General features: G+C 62.5%; 20 protein-coding genes, 1 tRNA gene and 1 pseudogene. 8 read left to right on the forward strand and 14 right to left on the reverse strand.

The window, feature by feature from the left end; all coding sequences use genetic code 11:
* Positions 1–76: 76 nt before the first annotated feature.
* The 3 genes from ABNQ40_RS28535 to ABNQ40_RS28545 all read right to left on the reverse strand — a co-directional run bounded on the left by ABNQ40_RS28535 (position 77) and on the right by ABNQ40_RS28545 (position 2,212).
* Positions 77–526 carry a type II toxin-antitoxin system VapC family toxin gene (locus ABNQ40_RS28535; protein ID WP_109048447.1) on the reverse strand — a complete coding sequence of 150 codons (450 nt, stop codon included), beginning with the start codon at positions 524–526 and terminating at the stop codon, positions 77–79.
* Positions 523–1,614, reverse strand: coding sequence for a hypothetical protein (locus ABNQ40_RS28540; protein WP_146255410.1), 1,092 nt, complete (start codon positions 1,612–1,614; stop codon positions 523–525). The genes ABNQ40_RS28535 and ABNQ40_RS28540 overlap by 4 nt, the downstream gene beginning before the upstream one ends.
* 64 nt (positions 1,615–1,678) lie before the next feature.
* Positions 1,679–2,212 (reverse strand): MT-A70 family methyltransferase, encoded by a 534-nt coding sequence (locus ABNQ40_RS28545; RefSeq protein WP_109048448.1) that lies wholly within the window; start codon positions 2,210–2,212, stop codon positions 1,679–1,681.
* A 341-nt stretch (positions 2,213–2,553) separates the two neighbouring features.
* Here ABNQ40_RS28545 and ABNQ40_RS28550 point away from each other — a divergent pair.
* Positions 2,554–2,730, forward strand: a pseudogene (locus ABNQ40_RS28550) (type II toxin-antitoxin system RelE/ParE family toxin); the annotation flags it as partial.
* A 24-nt stretch (positions 2,731–2,754) separates the two neighbouring features.
* Positions 2,755–3,042, forward strand: a complete 288-nt coding sequence (locus ABNQ40_RS28555; RefSeq protein ID WP_109048450.1) for a HigA family addiction module antitoxin — start codon at positions 2,755–2,757, stop codon at positions 3,040–3,042.
* Positions 3,043–3,080: 38 nt separating this feature from the next.
* Here ABNQ40_RS28555 and ABNQ40_RS28560 read toward each other — a convergent pair whose 3' ends face one another.
* From ABNQ40_RS28560 to ABNQ40_RS28580, 5 genes are all read right to left on the reverse strand, one after another.
* Positions 3,081–3,224 (reverse strand): hypothetical protein, encoded by a 144-nt coding sequence (locus tag ABNQ40_RS28560; RefSeq protein WP_158285538.1) that lies wholly within the window; start codon positions 3,222–3,224, stop codon positions 3,081–3,083.
* Positions 3,224–3,502 (reverse strand): hypothetical protein, encoded by a 279-nt coding sequence (locus ABNQ40_RS28565; protein WP_109048451.1) that lies wholly within the window; start codon positions 3,500–3,502, stop codon positions 3,224–3,226. Before ABNQ40_RS28565 ends, ABNQ40_RS28560 begins: the two co-directional genes overlap by 1 nt.
* A gap of 3 nt (positions 3,503–3,505) precedes the next feature.
* Complete coding sequence (locus ABNQ40_RS28570; protein ID WP_109048452.1) at positions 3,506–4,531, reverse strand: hypothetical protein; 1,026 nt, start codon at positions 4,529–4,531, stop codon at positions 3,506–3,508.
* A gap of 662 nt (positions 4,532–5,193) precedes the next feature.
* Positions 5,194–5,439, reverse strand: coding sequence for a hypothetical protein (locus ABNQ40_RS28575; RefSeq protein WP_109048453.1), 246 nt, complete (start codon positions 5,437–5,439; stop codon positions 5,194–5,196).
* Positions 5,440–5,718: 279 nt separating this feature from the next.
* The gene (locus ABNQ40_RS28580; protein ID WP_109490770.1) at positions 5,719–5,982 is read right to left on the reverse strand and encodes a hypothetical protein; all 264 of its coding nucleotides are present in this window, start codon (positions 5,980–5,982) and stop codon (positions 5,719–5,721) included.
* A 129-nt stretch (positions 5,983–6,111) separates the two neighbouring features.
* On the opposite strand from ABNQ40_RS28580, the gene ABNQ40_RS28585 reads away from it, so the two are divergent.
* From ABNQ40_RS28585 to ABNQ40_RS28610, 6 genes are all read left to right on the forward strand, one after another.
* Positions 6,112–6,432, forward strand: a complete 321-nt coding sequence (locus tag ABNQ40_RS28585) for a hypothetical protein (protein WP_109048454.1) — start codon at positions 6,112–6,114, stop codon at positions 6,430–6,432.
* Between the two features lie 651 nt (positions 6,433–7,083).
* Positions 7,084–7,470, forward strand: a complete 387-nt coding sequence (locus ABNQ40_RS28590; protein ID WP_247879621.1) for a ribbon-helix-helix domain-containing protein — start codon at positions 7,084–7,086, stop codon at positions 7,468–7,470.
* Between the two features lie 2 nt (positions 7,471–7,472).
* Positions 7,473–7,649, forward strand: coding sequence for a hypothetical protein (locus ABNQ40_RS28595; RefSeq protein WP_158285539.1), 177 nt, complete (start codon positions 7,473–7,475; stop codon positions 7,647–7,649).
* On the forward strand, positions 7,646–7,966 hold the full coding sequence (locus tag ABNQ40_RS28600; protein ID WP_109048456.1) for a hypothetical protein: 321 nt from the start codon (positions 7,646–7,648) through the stop codon (positions 7,964–7,966). Before ABNQ40_RS28595 ends, ABNQ40_RS28600 begins: the two co-directional genes overlap by 4 nt.
* A gap of 30 nt (positions 7,967–7,996) precedes the next feature.
* On the forward strand, positions 7,997–8,284 hold the full coding sequence (locus ABNQ40_RS28605; RefSeq protein WP_146255411.1) for a hypothetical protein: 288 nt from the start codon (positions 7,997–7,999) through the stop codon (positions 8,282–8,284).
* The gene (locus ABNQ40_RS28610; RefSeq protein WP_158285540.1) at positions 8,275–9,318 is read left to right on the forward strand and encodes a tyrosine-type recombinase/integrase; all 1,044 of its coding nucleotides are present in this window, start codon (positions 8,275–8,277) and stop codon (positions 9,316–9,318) included. The genes ABNQ40_RS28605 and ABNQ40_RS28610 overlap by 10 nt, the downstream gene beginning before the upstream one ends.
* A 12-nt stretch (positions 9,319–9,330) precedes the next feature.
* On the opposite strand, the gene ABNQ40_RS28615 is transcribed toward ABNQ40_RS28610, so the two are convergent.
* The 6 genes from ABNQ40_RS28615 to argJ form a co-directional block, all read right to left on the reverse strand.
* Positions 9,331–10,080: a hypothetical protein gene (locus ABNQ40_RS28615; protein WP_146255412.1), complete on the reverse strand. Its 750-nt coding sequence runs from the start codon at positions 10,078–10,080 to the stop codon at positions 9,331–9,333.
* Positions 10,081–10,335: 255 nt separating this feature from the next.
* A tRNA-Thr gene (locus ABNQ40_RS28620) sits at positions 10,336–10,410 on the reverse strand.
* 103 nt (positions 10,411–10,513) lie between these two features.
* Positions 10,514–12,442 (reverse strand): DNA helicase RecQ, encoded by a 1,929-nt coding sequence (gene recQ, locus ABNQ40_RS28625; protein ID WP_109048459.1) that lies wholly within the window; start codon positions 12,440–12,442, stop codon positions 10,514–10,516.
* Positions 12,443–12,864: 422 nt separating this feature from the next.
* Complete coding sequence (locus ABNQ40_RS28630) at positions 12,865–13,308, reverse strand: (deoxy)nucleoside triphosphate pyrophosphohydrolase (RefSeq protein WP_199235252.1); 444 nt, start codon at positions 13,306–13,308, stop codon at positions 12,865–12,867.
* On the reverse strand, positions 13,305–13,907 hold the full coding sequence (locus ABNQ40_RS28635) for a GNAT family N-acetyltransferase (RefSeq protein WP_146255413.1): 603 nt from the start codon (positions 13,905–13,907) through the stop codon (positions 13,305–13,307). Before ABNQ40_RS28635 ends, ABNQ40_RS28630 begins: the two co-directional genes overlap by 4 nt.
* A 21-nt stretch (positions 13,908–13,928) precedes the next feature.
* Entirely contained in the window at positions 13,929–15,167 is a 1,239-nt protein-coding gene (argJ, locus tag ABNQ40_RS28640; RefSeq protein ID WP_109048461.1) for a bifunctional glutamate N-acetyltransferase/amino-acid acetyltransferase ArgJ, read from the reverse strand.
* Positions 15,168–15,218 lie beyond the last annotated feature (51 nt).

Genomic DNA, 15,218 nt, shown 5'->3' on the forward strand with positions numbered 1-15,218 from the left:
AGACAGTCTGCGCTCACGCACTTCAGTCCGAAATTCCAATGATGAATATGACATCACCTCGCAAAAAAACTGGAAGTCAACACTTGCTCAAAACAATAAGAGGAAGACTTGCGAACCATTTCTTGAAGTACTTTGTATCCTTTGTGACGAGCGGCGAACCTTCATTATCAGCAATCGCACCAATTATGAAATCCGGAAGAAGTCTATTTCGATCCTCTTCCTCAATTACGGCACCCTCTTTTTCCTTCAGTTCTCTCAAAAATTCCTTATATTTCTTAAATGCAATCCCTGCCTTTACCAACGCTTCATCATCTCCATTATACCTCTCAAACGCAAACGAAGAGATCGCAGCATCAACTTCGCTTTTGTTCTTCATGCCAATTGAAAACTCACAGTAAACCATGTCGCAGACGATGACAGGTCCTAAAGATTTGCACTTTTTCAGCGCCTCCATGGAAGACTGATGATATTCACTTTTGGTATCTAAGAGATAGATCAATGCATTAGTATCAAAAAAAGTGCTCATCTTCCCCTCGTCAGCTTCATTAATTCTTCGGCAGACATAATCGGAGCTATACCTTTTTCTGAGACCATCTCCCTCCCACTTTGGGTCAAATAATGTGCGTACTCTTCGTTATTGAACTCATCAAGGTTGGATGACCTAACAATATCAAATCCCGCAGCTTTCGCTAAAGGCATACACATGGAAGGTATGCTCTTCAAAATGTGTGGATTTGTTGGATGAACCGCCCCAACAGGCGCATCGCTGTTAGGTATTTCTTTGTCATCTCCCTGCACTATTTCTTCAATCTTCTTTACAACTTTATCACGATAAAATCTGTCCCGTCCTCCGCATATAGTGTAAAGGTTAATAAGATGCTTAAGCGCAAGGTTTTTGTCCAAACTAGATTTACCACTAATCTCCTGAAATCCAGAAAGACTCAGAACTTTTACATATTCTTTCGGTTGCGTTACTTCCCCATCAAGTTTTCTGTCCTCTGTAATTCTATCTAGGGCCAAGAAGACTGCATCTGCCCACCATCTTTCGACTCTCTTTTCCGAAAATTGGGGCAGCTTTCCAATCATATAAAGGTAGTTCAAATTGGTAGCCAGCTTTCCGGCCGTCTTCGCAGCATACCTCTTGTCACTCGATACAAAGTTTTGAATATCGCTAGCGCTGACAACAGCCGTATTCCACAGGTTATCCTTTGCAATACGGTCTTTAATATAGTGGAAAGCCCAAAGCGCAGGACGCCTTTGGTCTGGGCTTGCGCCTGTCCATTTTCCAACGTAGCTGAAGTTGAAAGCAAAAAGGGCGAGCTTATCGAAATTATTCGAATGCTCACACATAATTGCTTGGAATACTAACTCATCGACAATAATATCATCCGATTTCTTGTCTGTCCGATTGAAAAGAAAGAAATTGATAGGGATAAAGTCTGGCCGACCAAGACGCGATATACGTTCCCGGAACAAATCCCGGTGAACATCATCTAACCTTTGGTCAAATCCAACCCTTATGCAATTATAAAGCGCAGAAAGTCCATTGTCTTTACTTCCCCAACTGAAGTTTTTTGTGAAGCTGCCGGGCTTCCAGGTTTCGTTCTCTGCCATTTCTCATCCACAGCCAGAGGAATTAATAAGCTGCCTGCGTTTTTGTAGGCAGCCATACAGACATTTAGGCTGTCGCAGAACCATTCCAAATAGACCAGTTTTTACGTGAATTTTCTCCAAAAATCTCCAAATAGGGCCCAGGGCTACAGGCTTCTATGACGCTATATATTTCGTCAGCGGCCTCAACATAATTTACCTGCTTTCTTCCAGGGTCAAAGGTTCTAGCGTTTTTCCCTCGAATGCCGAATAAAACCATTACAGTAAAGTCCTTAAAGAAATTTTCACTTTTCGGCTTAAAATCTTTGTACGAAGCAGTATGCATCGGCATGATTATATTGCTTTTATATTCAAAACCCCAAGATTTCATTACTCTTATACCGCTCGGAACAATGGAATTTGGGATAAACAAATATAGATGAGACGTTTTTTTCATCTTAGATGACAAAGGAATATTGATTATCTCCTCCTCTACACACACTAACGAATTGATTTTCTTGGATTTTGTCTCAGCTTCAGCCAGCATTCGCTTCCAGGGCGGCCTTGCCAAACAAGTTCCGAAATCGCCTATTGCCAAGTCGGTTTTTCGCAAATAACTCATAACACTAACTTCCTAAAGGCTTCTGAGAGTAAATCTCATTTTCCCGATCATAATCTCTTAGCCCCCCCTCATCAACCCTCTCCTACGCACATACAAACACCAAACTTAATATATACCTTTCGCGGGAATATTACTCAGCACTTAGAATTATCAAGAAATCATTCAGCAGACTCTCCAAGAGAAAATGCAGAATACAGGGGTATTCGCCCCTACCGCTCTATACTGCTATCTATACATAAGGGAGTCTACCTGAAAAAATGCGTAAGTTTCGGCGAAAGGAGCGAGGTATCCGCAGACGATAATACTTTGTATTTCAATATATGACTTTACATTCACTCGACATGATCGACGCCGCGACCGCCCTGGACGATCTGCGCTCACCGCCGGGGAACCGGCTGGAGGCGCTGAAGGGCGACCGCATCAGACAGCACAGCATTCGGATCAACGACCAATGGCGCATCGTCTTCGTCTGGCGCGATGGCGGCGCGCACGAGGTCGAAATCGTCGATTACCACTGACCGGCCGACGCCAAGGAGGGCGCCATGCGGATCAAGACCCACCCCGGCGAGGTTCTGCGCGAAGAGTTCCTCGTCCCGCTCGATCTCTCGGCCCATGCTCTGGCCCTGGCTCTGCGCGTGCCGGCGACCCGCATCGGGGAAATCGTCAACGAACGGCGCGGCATCACTGCCGACACCGCCTTGCGGCTGGCGCGCTATTTCGGCACCACGCCGGAATTCTGGCTGAACCTTCAGATGGCGCATGACCTGTCCGTCACCGCCGCCGACCATGGCGAGGAAATCCAGCGCAGCATCGCCCCCCGCGCCGCCTGACCGGGCCGGCGGCGTCACTCCGCATCGGATCGCTGCCGCTACCGGCGCAGGCCCGGCAGCAGGATCGTCACGTCCGCCCGCCGCCCCAGCAGCCAGCGGGCGGCGCAGCGCCCCAGCTCCCACCCGAAGCCGCCCAACATGGCGGTGCCGAGCAAGGCGAAGACCAGCCCCAGCGCGCCCATCACCGCTCCCCCTCGGGCTGTCGGCAACGCGGATCGGCGTGGCGCAGCCGGATCAGGTCCGCCGTGGTCAACAGGCGCTCGTCCACCCGATGCAGCGCGCCGCAGCGATAGACCCGATGGCCGGCGGCGCGCAGGGCCTGGACGGCGCGATAGAGGGCGTCGGCCTCGCGCTGGGGCTGCACCGGCCGGTGGCGCGCGGTGCGGGGCGGATCGCCCAGATCCAGGCGGAACTGCCGGTCGGGCCGGCGGCGGGACAGGGTGCCGGGCTGGGCGGGCATGGCTCAGGCCCTCCCCTCGATGCCGGCGGCGAGATGGGCGCGGACGGCGGCGATGGCGGTGGCCGGGATCTCGCACTCCGGGCTGTCGGGCGGATCGCCCCAGAAGCTGTTCCAGCCCGGCCGGCCGCAGTTGAACCAGCGGTCGAGCTGCTGGGCAAAGTCACGGACGCGCATCGGGTGCAGCTGGGGGCAGCGCTCGGCCAGGATGGCCTCGATGGCCGTCCGCGACGGGCGGTGCGTGTCCAGCGGTTCCGGCGCCGGCGACCGTCCGCAGGCCCTGATCCGCGAATCGGGGGCCGGCGGCATCGGATCGTCGGTCCAACGCTCTTGGGCCAGCCATGTGGCCGGATTGCAGGGCCGTGGCGCGTCGGGTTGCGCAAGCCGCTCGCGGTAGCGGTCCACACCGGATAGCAAATCCTCCCGCGCCGCTCCCCGTTTCCGGGCGGCGAGGTAGGCGCGTTCGGCAGCAGCCCGGCCGACCCGGTGCGGATAGCGCCCGTACCAGTCGGCGAAGTCCACCGCCAGCGAGGACCGGGCGGGCGACGGATGCGCCAGCGGTTCGGCTGGTGGATCGGCTGTCGGCGGGGGGCTTTGGGGGGTGTTTTTTCTTTCTGTAATCTGAACTCTGGAGTCTGCCGCGCGCAGAGGCGGTGACGTCACAGCCGGCGGCTCGCCGGCCGGTTCCTCGACGGCGGATCGGCGGGCCCGGTGGTCGCGCATCCGCTCCGCGCCGTTGTGGTCGCTCTTGAACTGGCGCTTGTCCCAGGCGCTGAGACGGTCGCCGTCCAGCGTCACGCCCTGCATCGCGGCGCGAATCGAGGCGACGGCGGCGGCGGACAGGTCCAGCGCCGCGCCGATCAGGCGGTCGCTCCAGCCGGCCAGAGTGCCGCGCGGCACGATTCCGGAGGCGTGGCACAGCATGGCCGCCCACACCGCCAGCACGGCATGCACCGGCTGGCCGCTGTCGGCCGCGACCAGCCGCCATTTCGGATCCATGGCGGTCTCGTTGTACAGGCGAACCCATTTCATGGCGGACCCTCCCCCGGCGGCGCGGTGGCCGGCCGGCGGCAATGCGGCTCCCTGCGGGCGCACGGGTTCGTGGCTGCAAGGAACAGCGGATTTTAATCCTGATTTCTGATACCCTCTGGACGCAGATCGCCGCGTTCCCGCCGTGGGCACGGCAGGGGCATGGGGCATTGGCGATGATTGTGGTCCTAGCGGGGCGGCCTCGGCGGGGCCGTCCCGTCTCAGGGCGGGGCGCGCGGATACACGGCAAGGCTCCGGCGTTCACCGCCGCGCGGGCGCGCAACGGTGGGGACAAGACGGGTGCGGCGCGGCCACCGGCAAGGGCGGACGCTGGGCACCGGATGACGGGGGCTTACGGGGAGAAGCCGGCGCCGGTCAGGGTGGCGCGCGTGGCGATGCCATCGGGCAAAGCTCCAGGGTTCACCCGCGCGAGGGCGCGCGGCGTCAGGGGGTGAAGACGCGCATCGCTTCCGGCCGTCTGGCGGCCGAAAGCGGCGCGGTCTTCAAAGTCGATGGGGGCGGCTGACTGGCGACCGTCGAGCGGCCGCACGGCGGGCCGCGCGCCATGGCGCAGCCGGCGCGATGGCGGGGCAGTCGGCGCAAGCGACTGATTTTCAGGATAGATCTGGGATCCGAAGGGGGGCTGGCTGTCGGGCGGCGCCCGATCATGCGGATCCCCGCTGCGGGGATGCCGGCCGCAAGGCATGCAGGCGGTCGGTGGCGCGCTGCATCAGAGCCAGTAGCTCGGCCGCGTCGTCGTCGGGCAGATCGGCGAGGGAGTCGCGGTGGCAGAGCGTCCGCACCAGGCGGTCGACACTGCACCATGTCACCGCGGCGGCGGCCTCGAAGGCCGGCCAAGCGGCCAGGACGGCGCGCTGTGCGTCGGTGAGGGCCGGATCAGCGGGGGGCATGACTGGCCCCAGGCAGGGAAAGCGGCCGGAGTCGGATGGCGACTCCGGCCGCGTCCGCTCCGCCGGTACGGACAAGGAACCCGGCGGATCGGTGGCTATGGCGGCGGCTGGCCGGACTCGGGGCGCTCCCGATTGACCGGGCCGGGCGGCCGGCGCCTGATTCGGCGATGGGACACTGTCGCGCCCAAGCCGGAGCTTCGGGGTTGCGCAGTCGCTCAGTGCGAGCGATGCTTCCCGCTGAAACAACCGAGGGTGTGGGGCCTTGCCGGATCTCCCTGTTCATGTCCGCCTCTTTTTGCGCGGCTTTCCCAGGATCGGCGCGCAAAGGCCGCTGCTGGCCAGCGCGACGGGATCGGTCATGAAATCGTGGGGAATCACTGCCTCCATGGCCCGCAGGGTCATGGCGGTGGGGTTGCCTTCCTGGCGGAGCACGTCACGCACGGTGCTGGGCGGCACGGCGGCGGCTCGGCCGAATGACTCCGCACTCCAGCCCTGATGCCGGGCGAAGGCGCAGATCCGATGAATCGAGGCATCGATGTGCATGACGTGCTTCATGCCCATCAGGATTCAACGCTATACCGTGAATGTCAAGGGGGCTCATCGGTGCTGCACGAGATAGATTCATCGGCACAGCGTTCTCGCGCTTTTGCACGGGGTCCGCATAATGCCGGCATGGATACGCCGCCCAAGACCGACATCGCCGCAGCACTCAATCGTGTTCTTCAGACGCACAAGGAGCGTCTGCGGTCCAAGAACCATTGGGCTGGCCTGTCGAAGCTGCCAGCCACAACGGTTCTGGACGCATTCAATGGCGCCAACAGCACCATCGACACCCTGACCAAGCTTGCGGAAGGCGCTGGCCTGTCGCTGGCCGAGCTGCTGGCCTATGGCGATCCCGACTGGGAAATGCAGGTGAAGACCCGCCGGACCTTCCGCTCATGGTCTACCGAGGATTTCGATGCCCTGATCCGGGTTCTTGAGCGGCGCACCTAGCCGCCCGGCTCCGGCGCATCCTCATCCAGCGGTCGATCAGCGGCAGGATCTTGTCCGCGCCGTCGCGACGGCACAGCTGCGTCACCAGCTCGACCGCGCGGTCCTCTCGCGCCTTGCGATGCGATAAGTCTTCGGTCTTTTCGTTCTTCGGTGTGTTCGGCACCGCCAACCCCCCATAAATCAACACTCTACCGGGGCCGGCCCCGGTAGGCGGACAGGTGTGCGGCTGGGCACGGGTGCGCGCCCCGGCTCAGCACGGCTCATCGATGCGGTTGGCAGCCGCGTGGGTGGGGAGATGGCGTCTCCCTGCCTCCGCCTTCCTGGATGGGAAGGCGCAAGGCCGCGGCATCCTATGGCACCGCCCCGCCTGGGCAAAAGAAAAAGTTGCATCGTTTCTCGACCGGTTTCCACAAGTTGCGAGATGGCGGGCGACGGCGAGGGCGGTCCCGCCGGGTGGCGCCCGGCGGGGGTTCAGAATGATCGCTTTACCGTGATTTTTACCATTGACGAAATCACGGTATACCGCCCATCCTAATACAGGGTATGGCGTGAACGCCAGCACCCTTGGATGCAGGCGCTGTTGGAGTGCGACCGATGAAGGGAGCGATCAAGGTCCCGTTGCAACGCAGGGACGGACCGCAGAACGTTGCGATGGAACGAAGCTTCGGGAATCTGTCCGGAAAGATGGAGCGCACGCTGCGCCACATGGCGCCGGCGCTGCCGAAGGACGGGGCGACGCCGCTGGTCACCTACAACGTGGTGATCGCCAACCGCCGGATCTCGCACCGGACCTCGATGCGGCTGGACGTGACGTCCTGGCTGCTGCTCGACCACATCGCGGAGTTGGAGGGCTATGCCAACCGCGACGTGCTGGTCAGCGCGGTGCATGAGCGGTTCCACGCCACCGATCTGCCGCTGACGGCGATGGTGCGGCTGTTCCTGCAAACCTACACGGCGCCGGAGGCGGTTCTGGAGTTCCTGGGGGAGGCGCGGCGGCCATACGGGCGCGGCTTCGTCGCCAGCCCGCTGAAGAACTGAACATGACCGGCGTAGGGCAAGAGACAGCCCCCCGCCTCGTCCAGTGGCACCTGGAGGAAGCCGGACAGGCCGAGCTGGAGGCGGAGGACACCCGCCTCCCCCTCCGCCGCCTTCGCCTGCTGTCCGCCGCGCGCTATCACCGCGACTGCGCCGAACTGGCACGGGAGGAACTGCCGTGATCCCCACTCTTGAAGCAACCGACTGGCAGGTGTGCCACGCGGCGCGGTTCGACACCCCGGCCGACGTCCGCCGGATCCAGTTCCGGCAGGGCGAGCGGCTGGTCATCCTCGCCGTGGGCGAGGTGCCGGTCGTCTGCGACATCCTCACCCCCGGCGTCTACAGCGTGGATATCCCCGCCCACTACCCGCGCGCCGTCTTCCCCGTGCTGGTGATCGCCGTGCCCTCCCCCATCGCCTACCTGCTGGCGCATGGCGGACCGACGCGGGTGCTGCCTGCCGTCCCGTTGGCCGACCCGCACACGGGAGGCCCAACGTGATCGTCGCTCTTCGCCGGATGGAGGTGAGCCTTGGCCGCCCGAGTCTCTGACCTCGAAGGCTTGCCGTATTGGCCGCGCATGCTCAGCCGCGACCAAGCGGCGCGCTATGTCGGCGTGTCGCCCGGTCAGTTCGCCAAGGAAGTCGAGGAAGGCCGCTGGCCGGAGCCTGAACGCCGCGGCGGCGCAGGCCGGCGCACCGCCCGTCTGCTGTGGGACCGGCTGCTGCTGGACAGGCGGCAGGACGAACGCAGCGGGCTTGTGCAACACTCATCCACGACGGGCATGGCGGGCGCTGACGAATGGGCAAGGTGGAGTTGACTGTCCTGCGCATGAAGCGGGTGGCTGGGCGCTGGTATTGGCGCACCACCCCGGCCGTCAAGGCGCTGGGCTTCAGCGACGAAGCGCTGGGCGATGACACGGACAAGGCAATCGCCCGCGCCCGCGAGCTGAACGCGGAGGTCGAGGCCGAGCGGGTCCGCCGCACCGGTCTCCAGCCCGCGATCCTGCCGAACAGCGTGGCCGACCTCATCGCGAAGTATCAGGCCTCCCCCCAGTACGCCAAGCTCGCGCCGAAGACCAAGCACGAATACCGGCTTCTGCTAAACCGGATCGAAAAGGTGGCCGGCAACAAGCTGGTGGCCAGCATCACCAGGGCGTGGCTGGTGACGGGCTATGAGGCGGTGCAGAAGAAATCGGGCCTCGCCACCGCCAACGCGGTGATGCGGGTCTGGCGCATCGTGCTGGGCCATGCCTGCGACCGCGGCATGATCGACGTGTCGCCGGCGGATGGAATGCGGCTGATCGGCACGGAGGCCCGGACGCAGCTGTGGACTCCGGATCAGGTCGAGACCTTCTGCACCGCTGCCATCGAGGCCGGCCGGGAGTCGCTGGCGCTCGCGGTTCGGCTGGCGCTGGACATCGGCCAGCGACAGGGGGACATCCTGGCGCTGAAATGGTCGGACTATGACGGCACGGCCTTCAGCTTGGTGCAGGGGAAGACCAAGCACGCCCTGCGGGTACCGGTGACGCCGGGCATGCAGGCGCTGCTGGGGAAGGTGAAGCGCGACGCCGTGCAGGTGATCGTCAGCGAGGCGACCGGCCGGCCATACCAGAAATTCCACTTCGGCCATGAGTTCGCCCGGATCCGTGCGCTCGCCCAGCTGCCGGCGGAGCTTCAGTTCCGCGACCTGCGCCGCACCGCAGCCACCGAGTTGGGCGCGGCCGGCGCGACCGATGACGAGATCCGGGCCGTCACTGGCCACCGGTCCCGCGGTGTGGTCGCCGTCTATGTTCGACCCGATGAACGCATGGCCAGCGCGGCTCAAGAAAAGCGTTGGCAGCGGAAACTGTGATTTATCGATTTTCTACCCTGCATTTCCCATCTTTTCAGGAGAAATTCTTGCATAAATCAAGTCGTGGAGCTGCTCTCTTATGCTATCGCACTCATTGGCCGTCGACTCATCTTTGTCGCTAATGATAGGCACTTGGAAAGCCCACTGCTCATCACTAAGAGATCCTGCGATTGCCTCCGCAGAACCCTGTATTTTCGTGATAAGACGAGATATCCGGATAAAAGGTTCATCGCTTCCAAAAAGTATTTTGAATTTTGGCTGAGCTTTCCACAGATCATCAAGCACATCTCTCACGCGCCCAATGCGGTAAAGAACCGCGAATCCCAATATATCCGTAATCGATATTTTCACTCCTTTATTATAAATAATAGATATCTCGCCCTGCTCTTTCTCGCTAATATCATGGCAGACCGTGCTTTTTATCATCCTAAGTACAGTATCAAAATTCTCGAGAACTTCCATAGCCAGATCGAATGCAACCGCTTCACGTCGAAGATTTTCTTTATCTTCTGACAGCTTAAATTTTCTCTCCTCTATATAGATTGATGCACGCTCAAATTGAGACATTCCTCTAGCTATTGCGAACACCGCGGAAATGCCCACCAACATAGCCCCAATTCCGCTCCCATAATAATATACAAACTCCGCTTTTTTCTCTACCGTCGTCCAAACAGAGAACATGAAAATTACTGTAACCTCAATCACGTACAAGACAATGAATGCAAATAAGAAAGCAGATATTTTTTTCATTATCGACAGCACGACAGCACGCTCCTCTATCTGCGAACGAATGAAACAAGCTACAATCTGAATAAAAGCCAAAAAATCAGGACAACTCTCAAGATATACTCTAAAACAGCACAACCGCCGCAGAACCACCCATTGCCAACCCACCGAGGAAACACAGGGTCCCTAAACTGAGCATGTGGGAAATTGCGATTTTGGCAGGTGGGAAAAGAGGCAGATGCCAGACGTGGAAAGGCCCCGAAAGCTATTTGCTTTCAGGGCCTTAGAAACTGGTGCCGCAACAGGGATTTGAACCCCGGACCTACTGATTACGAATCAGTTGCTCTACCCCTGAGCTACTGCGGCGTCGTTGTGGCGCGGAACATAGCGAGGTGCTTCGCGGGATGCAAGCGGTGAATTTCGGAAAAATCGGCCGGCCGTCCTCAAACCTGCCATGCACCCGAAAGCCTCACCTGTGCTGCCGGATCACCTCCAGAAAGGCGTCGGCGTAGCGCTCCAGCTTGCGCCCGCCGACCCCCGGCAGATGGGCGAAGGTGGCGTGGTCGCGGGGGCGCTGGGCCACCATCTCCAACAGCGTGCTGTCGTGGAAGATCACATAGGGCGGCACGCCCTGGGCCTTCGCCAGCGTGGTGCGGCAGTCCTTCAGCGCATGCCACAGCGCGTCGTCGGCCGCCGACAGCGCTCCGCGGGCACCGGAGCGCGACACCCCCTCCCCGCTCAAGCCGCCGCCGACCGATCCGCCCCGCGCGGTGTGGCGGCGCAGCGCGTCGTGGACGCCGCGCCGGCGTTCCAGCACCGGGTCCTTGCGCAGCTTCACCACCCGCTGCCCCTTGATGACGGCAACGCCGGCATCGGTCAGGCGGAAACCGCCATAGCCCTCCAGATCGACGGTCAGCAGCCCGGTCGCGACAAGCTGGCGGTAGACCGACTGCCATTCGACCTTGGTCAGATCCTTGCCGACGGCGAAGGTCTTCAGTTGGTCATGGTTCTGCTGCACCACCTTCTCGGTGGCGTTGCCGACCAGCACGTCGATCAGATGGCCGGCGCCATAGCGCTGCCCGGTGCGGTAAACCGCCGACAGCGCCTTCTGCGCGGCGATGGTGCCGTCCCAGGTCTCGACTGGGTCCAGGCAGGTGTCGCAGTTGCCGCAGGGCTCCGGCAGCGTCTCGTTGAAATAGTTCAGCAGCACCTGACGGCGGCAGTCCGACGTCTCGCAGAAGCCCAGCAGGGCCTCCAGCTTGCCGCGCTCCACCCGGCGGTGGCTGTCGCCCGCCTCCGACTGCTCCAGCATCTGGCGCAGCATCACCACGTCGGCCATGCCGTAGGCCATCCAGGCGTTGGCGGGCAGACCGTCGCGGCCGGCACGGCCGGTCTCCTGATAATAGGCTTCCAGGCTCTTGGGCGGGTCGAGGTGGCAGACGAAACGGACGTTCGGCTTGTCGATGCCCATGCCGAAGGCGACGGTGGCCACCATCACCAGACCTTCGCTCTTGATGAAGCGGTCCTGGTTGGCCTCACGCGTCTCGGCGGGCAGCCCGGCATGGTAGGGCAGCGCCTCACGGCCCTGTTGATTCAGCCAGGCCGCGACGTCCTCCACCTTGTTGCGCGACATGCAATAGACGATGCCGGCGTCTTCCGGATGGTTGTCGCGCAGGAAGGCCAGCATCTGCTGGCGCTCGCTCTTCTTCGGCACCACGCGGTAGGTGATGTTGGGCCGGTCGAAGCTGGACAGGAAGACGCGGGCGTCGGTCAGCCCCAGCTTGTCCTTGATCTCGGCGCGGGTCTGCACGTCGGCGGTAGCGGTCAGCGCGATGCGCGGCACCATCGGGTGGCGTTCGTGCAGGATCGACAGTTGCAGATATTCGGGCCGGAAATCGTGCCCCCACTGCGACACGCAATGCGCCTCGTCCAGCGCGAACAGCGCCAATCGGGTGCGGTCGAGCAGGTCGAGGAAGCGCGGCGTCACCAGCCGTTCCGGGGCAACATAGACGAGGTCGATCTCGCCCTGCACCATCGCCCGCTCCACCTCCCGCGCCTCGGCCGGGCCGAGGGAGGAGTTGAGGAAAGCGGCGCGCACGCCCAGTTCCCGCAGCGCCGTCACCTGATCCCGCATCAGGGCGATCAGCGGCGACACCACCACCGTCACCCCGTCGCGCACCAGCGCCGGGATCTGATAGCACAGCGACTTGCCGCCGCCGGTCGGCATCAGCACCAGCGCGTCGCCGCCACGCACCACATGGTCGATGATGTCGGCCTGCTGGCCGCGGAAGGAGTCGTAACCGAACACCGTCCGCAGCGCTTCGAGCGCTGTGGTCGGCGGTTGACCGGGCGCATCGTCCGACGCACCCAGATTGCCGTAGGAAAACAACGAATCCACGCCGATGCGGTTCAGGAAAGTGGTGCCGGAGATCCGGCTTGTCGTCTCAACGCCCCATCATGTCGCACAGATCGCCCCCAGGGCAAAGCCGCAAAGGGACGCGGCCGGGAACAAAGGTCGGACCTTCACCGGCACACAGTCACCGACACCACACATTGGTGTGAAAAGGTAGCGCCTGTTCATCGCCCGCGTGTAAACTGAAAACGGCGGATGGGTTGTCCATCCGCCGTTTCAGAAGGAGGAAGGTGGCATGAGGAAGATGCCGTTCTTCCTGGTGCTCCAGTGGCGGAAATGGCGGATCGAAATCCGCCTCATCCGGCGCTAAGCACTGGAAGCGTGCCGGCGGGTGCAGGAACACCCGCCGGCCACCTCCGAAAAATATACAGCTGCGCAGCCCGATTTTCAACGCATGGTATCGCGCCTTACAGCAGATCCCGCAGCATCGCCACCAGCGGCACGTCGGCCGGCGGCATCGGATAATCGCCCATCCGGTTCGGATAGACCCAGGCCAGCTTCTGCCCTTCCCGCGGCATCACGTCGCCCTCCCACACCCGGCAGACATAGAGCGGCATCAGCAGGTGGAACCGCTCGTAGCTGTGCGACGCGAAGGTGAAGGGGGCGAGGCAGCTGGCCGCCGTGTCGATGCCCAGCTCCTCCTTCAGCTCGCGCACCAGGGCTGCTTCCGGCGTCTCCCCGGCATCGACCTTGCCGCCGGGGAATTCCCACAGGCCGGCCAGCGACTTGCCGGGCGGGCGCTGTGCCAGCAACACGCGCCCGTCGGCATCGACGAGCGCCACCGCGACGACCAGCAGCACCGGCAGCGAGCCGGGTGCGGGGGTGGAGCTGGGATCGAAACAGGCGGTCATGTGGAACCCTCTCGGCGGGCCGGCCACTCGGCGGCGGTGATTTCGAAACAGGGCGCCGACATGCTTCGCCCGCGGGCGGGAAAGTCTTGCCGGCGTTCGCCCCGCTGCCGCAAACCGGCTTTGCGGAGCAAGGCCTGGGACGGCAGGTTGTCGGGATCGGTGGCGGCCCAGATCCGCGACAGGCCGAGCGGAGGACCGAAACCGACACCCAGCATCGCGGTCACCATCTCCAGCCCATAGCCGGCGCGATGGTACGGCCTGCCCACCCAATAGCCGATCTCGGCGCTGTCGGGCCGGTCAAGGTCCGGCTGCAATCGGTCCGGCTGCAACCCGACGCTGCCGACAGGGACGCCGTCGGCTGTCCGCACCGCCAGAAAGGCGAGAGCGGCGCGATCGGCATGGTTCCGCGCCGCCAGTTCCACCCAGTCATGACCATCGGCAACCGTGTAGGGATGCGGGACCCGGGCGAGCCAGCGCGCAACCTCCCAGTCGCCGATCAGCGGGACGAAATCCGGCACGTCCTCATGCCGGAAGGTGCGGAGCAGCAGCCGCGGCATCGCAACGCTGCCGGGCCAGGGCTCCGCTCCGCCGCCTGTCAAGCCGTCAGCTCCGCCAAGCCGTCAGCTCCGATAGCTGCCGTTGATGTCGATGTAGCCGTGGGTCAGGTCGCAGGTCCACACCTTCGCCGTCCCCTTGCCCAGCCCGAGATCGATGTCGATGTCGACCTCCTTGCCCTTCATGTGGGCGGTGACCGGCGTCTCGTCGTAACCCGGGACTTCCATCCCCTCGGCGCAGATCAGGGTGCCGCCGACGGTGATCTTGATCAGGTCGCGGTCGGCGCGCTCGCCGGCGCGGCCGATGGCGGCGACGATACGGCCCCAGTTGGCGTCCTCGCCGGCGATGGCGGTCTTGACCAGCGGCGAGTTCGCCACCGTCATGCCGATCCGCTTGGCGGCGGCGTCGCTGTCGGCGCCACGCACGGTGATGGCGATGAACTTGGTCGCCCCCTCGCCGTCACGCACCACCTGCAAGGCCAGATCGAGCAGGAGATCCTCCAGCGCTGCGCGGAATTCCGCCAGTTCGGCGGCATCGGCGCTCGACACCGGGGCGTTGCCCGCCTTGCCCGTCGCGAACAGCAGCAGCGTGTCGCTGGTCGAGGTGTCGCCATCGACGGTCACGGCGTTGAAGGTGCGCTCGGTGAACTCCGACAGCATGTCCTGCAACGCGGTGGCGGCGATGGCGGCGTCGGTGAAGACGAAGCCCAGCATCGTCGCCATGTCCGGCGCGATCATGCCCGAGCCCTTGGCGAAGCCGGCGATGGTCACCGTCGTCCCGCCGATCTTGGCGGTGCGCACCGAGCCCTTCGGGAAGGTGTCGGTGGTCATGATGGCGCGGGCGGCCTTCTCCCAAGTGGCCGAATCGGCTGCAAGGCTCGGGGCCATCGGCGCCAGGCACTTGCCGATGGCGTCGGCGGCCAGCGGAATGCCGATCACGCCGGTCGACGCGATATAGACCTCGTCCGGGGCGCAGCCCGCCAGCTCGGCGGCGGCGGTGACGGTCGCCTGCACGGTGGCGTCACCCGCCTTGCCGGTGAAGGCGTTGGCGTTGCCGGCATTCACCACCACGGCACGGGCCGAGCCCTTGGGCAGGCTGTCGCGGCACCAGATCACCGGGGCCGAGCAGGTCAGAGACCGGGTCAGCACACCCGCCACGCTGGTGCCGGGATCCAGCACGGCCAGCAGCAGATCGTCGCGGCCCTTGTATCGGATGCCGCTGTTCGCCGTGGCGATGCGCACGCCCGCGATGGGCGGCAGCGTCGGGAAGCTTGCGGGAGCCAAGGGGGAGAGGGTCGTGGCCATGAAGGAGATTCCCGTGGTGGGGAGTGGTGGTGGCGTGGTGGAGCGATGAAA

Origin of the sequence: Azospirillum sp. A23 (genome assembly GCF_042938965.1) — a bacterium.
In the GTDB taxonomy this organism is placed as follows: Bacteria; Pseudomonadota; Alphaproteobacteria; order Azospirillales; family Azospirillaceae; genus Azospirillum; species Azospirillum melinis.

Coding starts and splice junctions, on each gene's coding strand:
- ABNQ40_RS28535 (WP_109048447.1), bottom strand. CDS start 526: ATGAGCACTTTTTTTGATACTAATGCATTGATCTATCTCTTAGATACC.
- ABNQ40_RS28540 (WP_146255410.1), bottom strand. CDS start 1,614: ATGGCAGAGAACGAAACCTGGAAGCCCGGCAGCTTCACAAAAAACTTC.
- ABNQ40_RS28545 (WP_109048448.1), bottom strand. CDS start 2,212: ATGAGTTATTTGCGAAAAACCGACTTGGCAATAGGCGATTTCGGAACT.
- ABNQ40_RS28555 (WP_109048450.1), top strand. CDS start 2,755: ATGCGGATCAAGACCCACCCCGGCGAGGTTCTGCGCGAAGAGTTCCTC.
- ABNQ40_RS28560 (WP_158285538.1), bottom strand. CDS start 3,224: ATGGGCGCGCTGGGGCTGGTCTTCGCCTTGCTCGGCACCGCCATGTTG.
- ABNQ40_RS28565 (WP_109048451.1), bottom strand. CDS start 3,502: ATGCCCGCCCAGCCCGGCACCCTGTCCCGCCGCCGGCCCGACCGGCAG.
- ABNQ40_RS28570 (WP_109048452.1), bottom strand. CDS start 4,531: ATGAAATGGGTTCGCCTGTACAACGAGACCGCCATGGATCCGAAATGG.
- ABNQ40_RS28575 (WP_109048453.1), bottom strand. CDS start 5,439: ATGCCCCCCGCTGATCCGGCCCTCACCGACGCACAGCGCGCCGTCCTG.
- ABNQ40_RS28580 (WP_109490770.1), bottom strand. CDS start 5,982: ATGCACATCGATGCCTCGATTCATCGGATCTGCGCCTTCGCCCGGCAT.
- ABNQ40_RS28585 (WP_109048454.1), top strand. CDS start 6,112: ATGGATACGCCGCCCAAGACCGACATCGCCGCAGCACTCAATCGTGTT.
- ABNQ40_RS28590 (WP_247879621.1), top strand. CDS start 7,084: ATGGAACGAAGCTTCGGGAATCTGTCCGGAAAGATGGAGCGCACGCTG.
- ABNQ40_RS28595 (WP_158285539.1), top strand. CDS start 7,473: ATGACCGGCGTAGGGCAAGAGACAGCCCCCCGCCTCGTCCAGTGGCAC.
- ABNQ40_RS28630 (WP_199235252.1), bottom strand. CDS start 13,308: ATGACCGCCTGTTTCGATCCCAGCTCCACCCCCGCACCCGGCTCGCTG.
- argJ (WP_109048461.1), bottom strand. CDS start 15,167: ATGGCCACGACCCTCTCCCCCTTGGCTCCCGCAAGCTTCCCGACGCTG.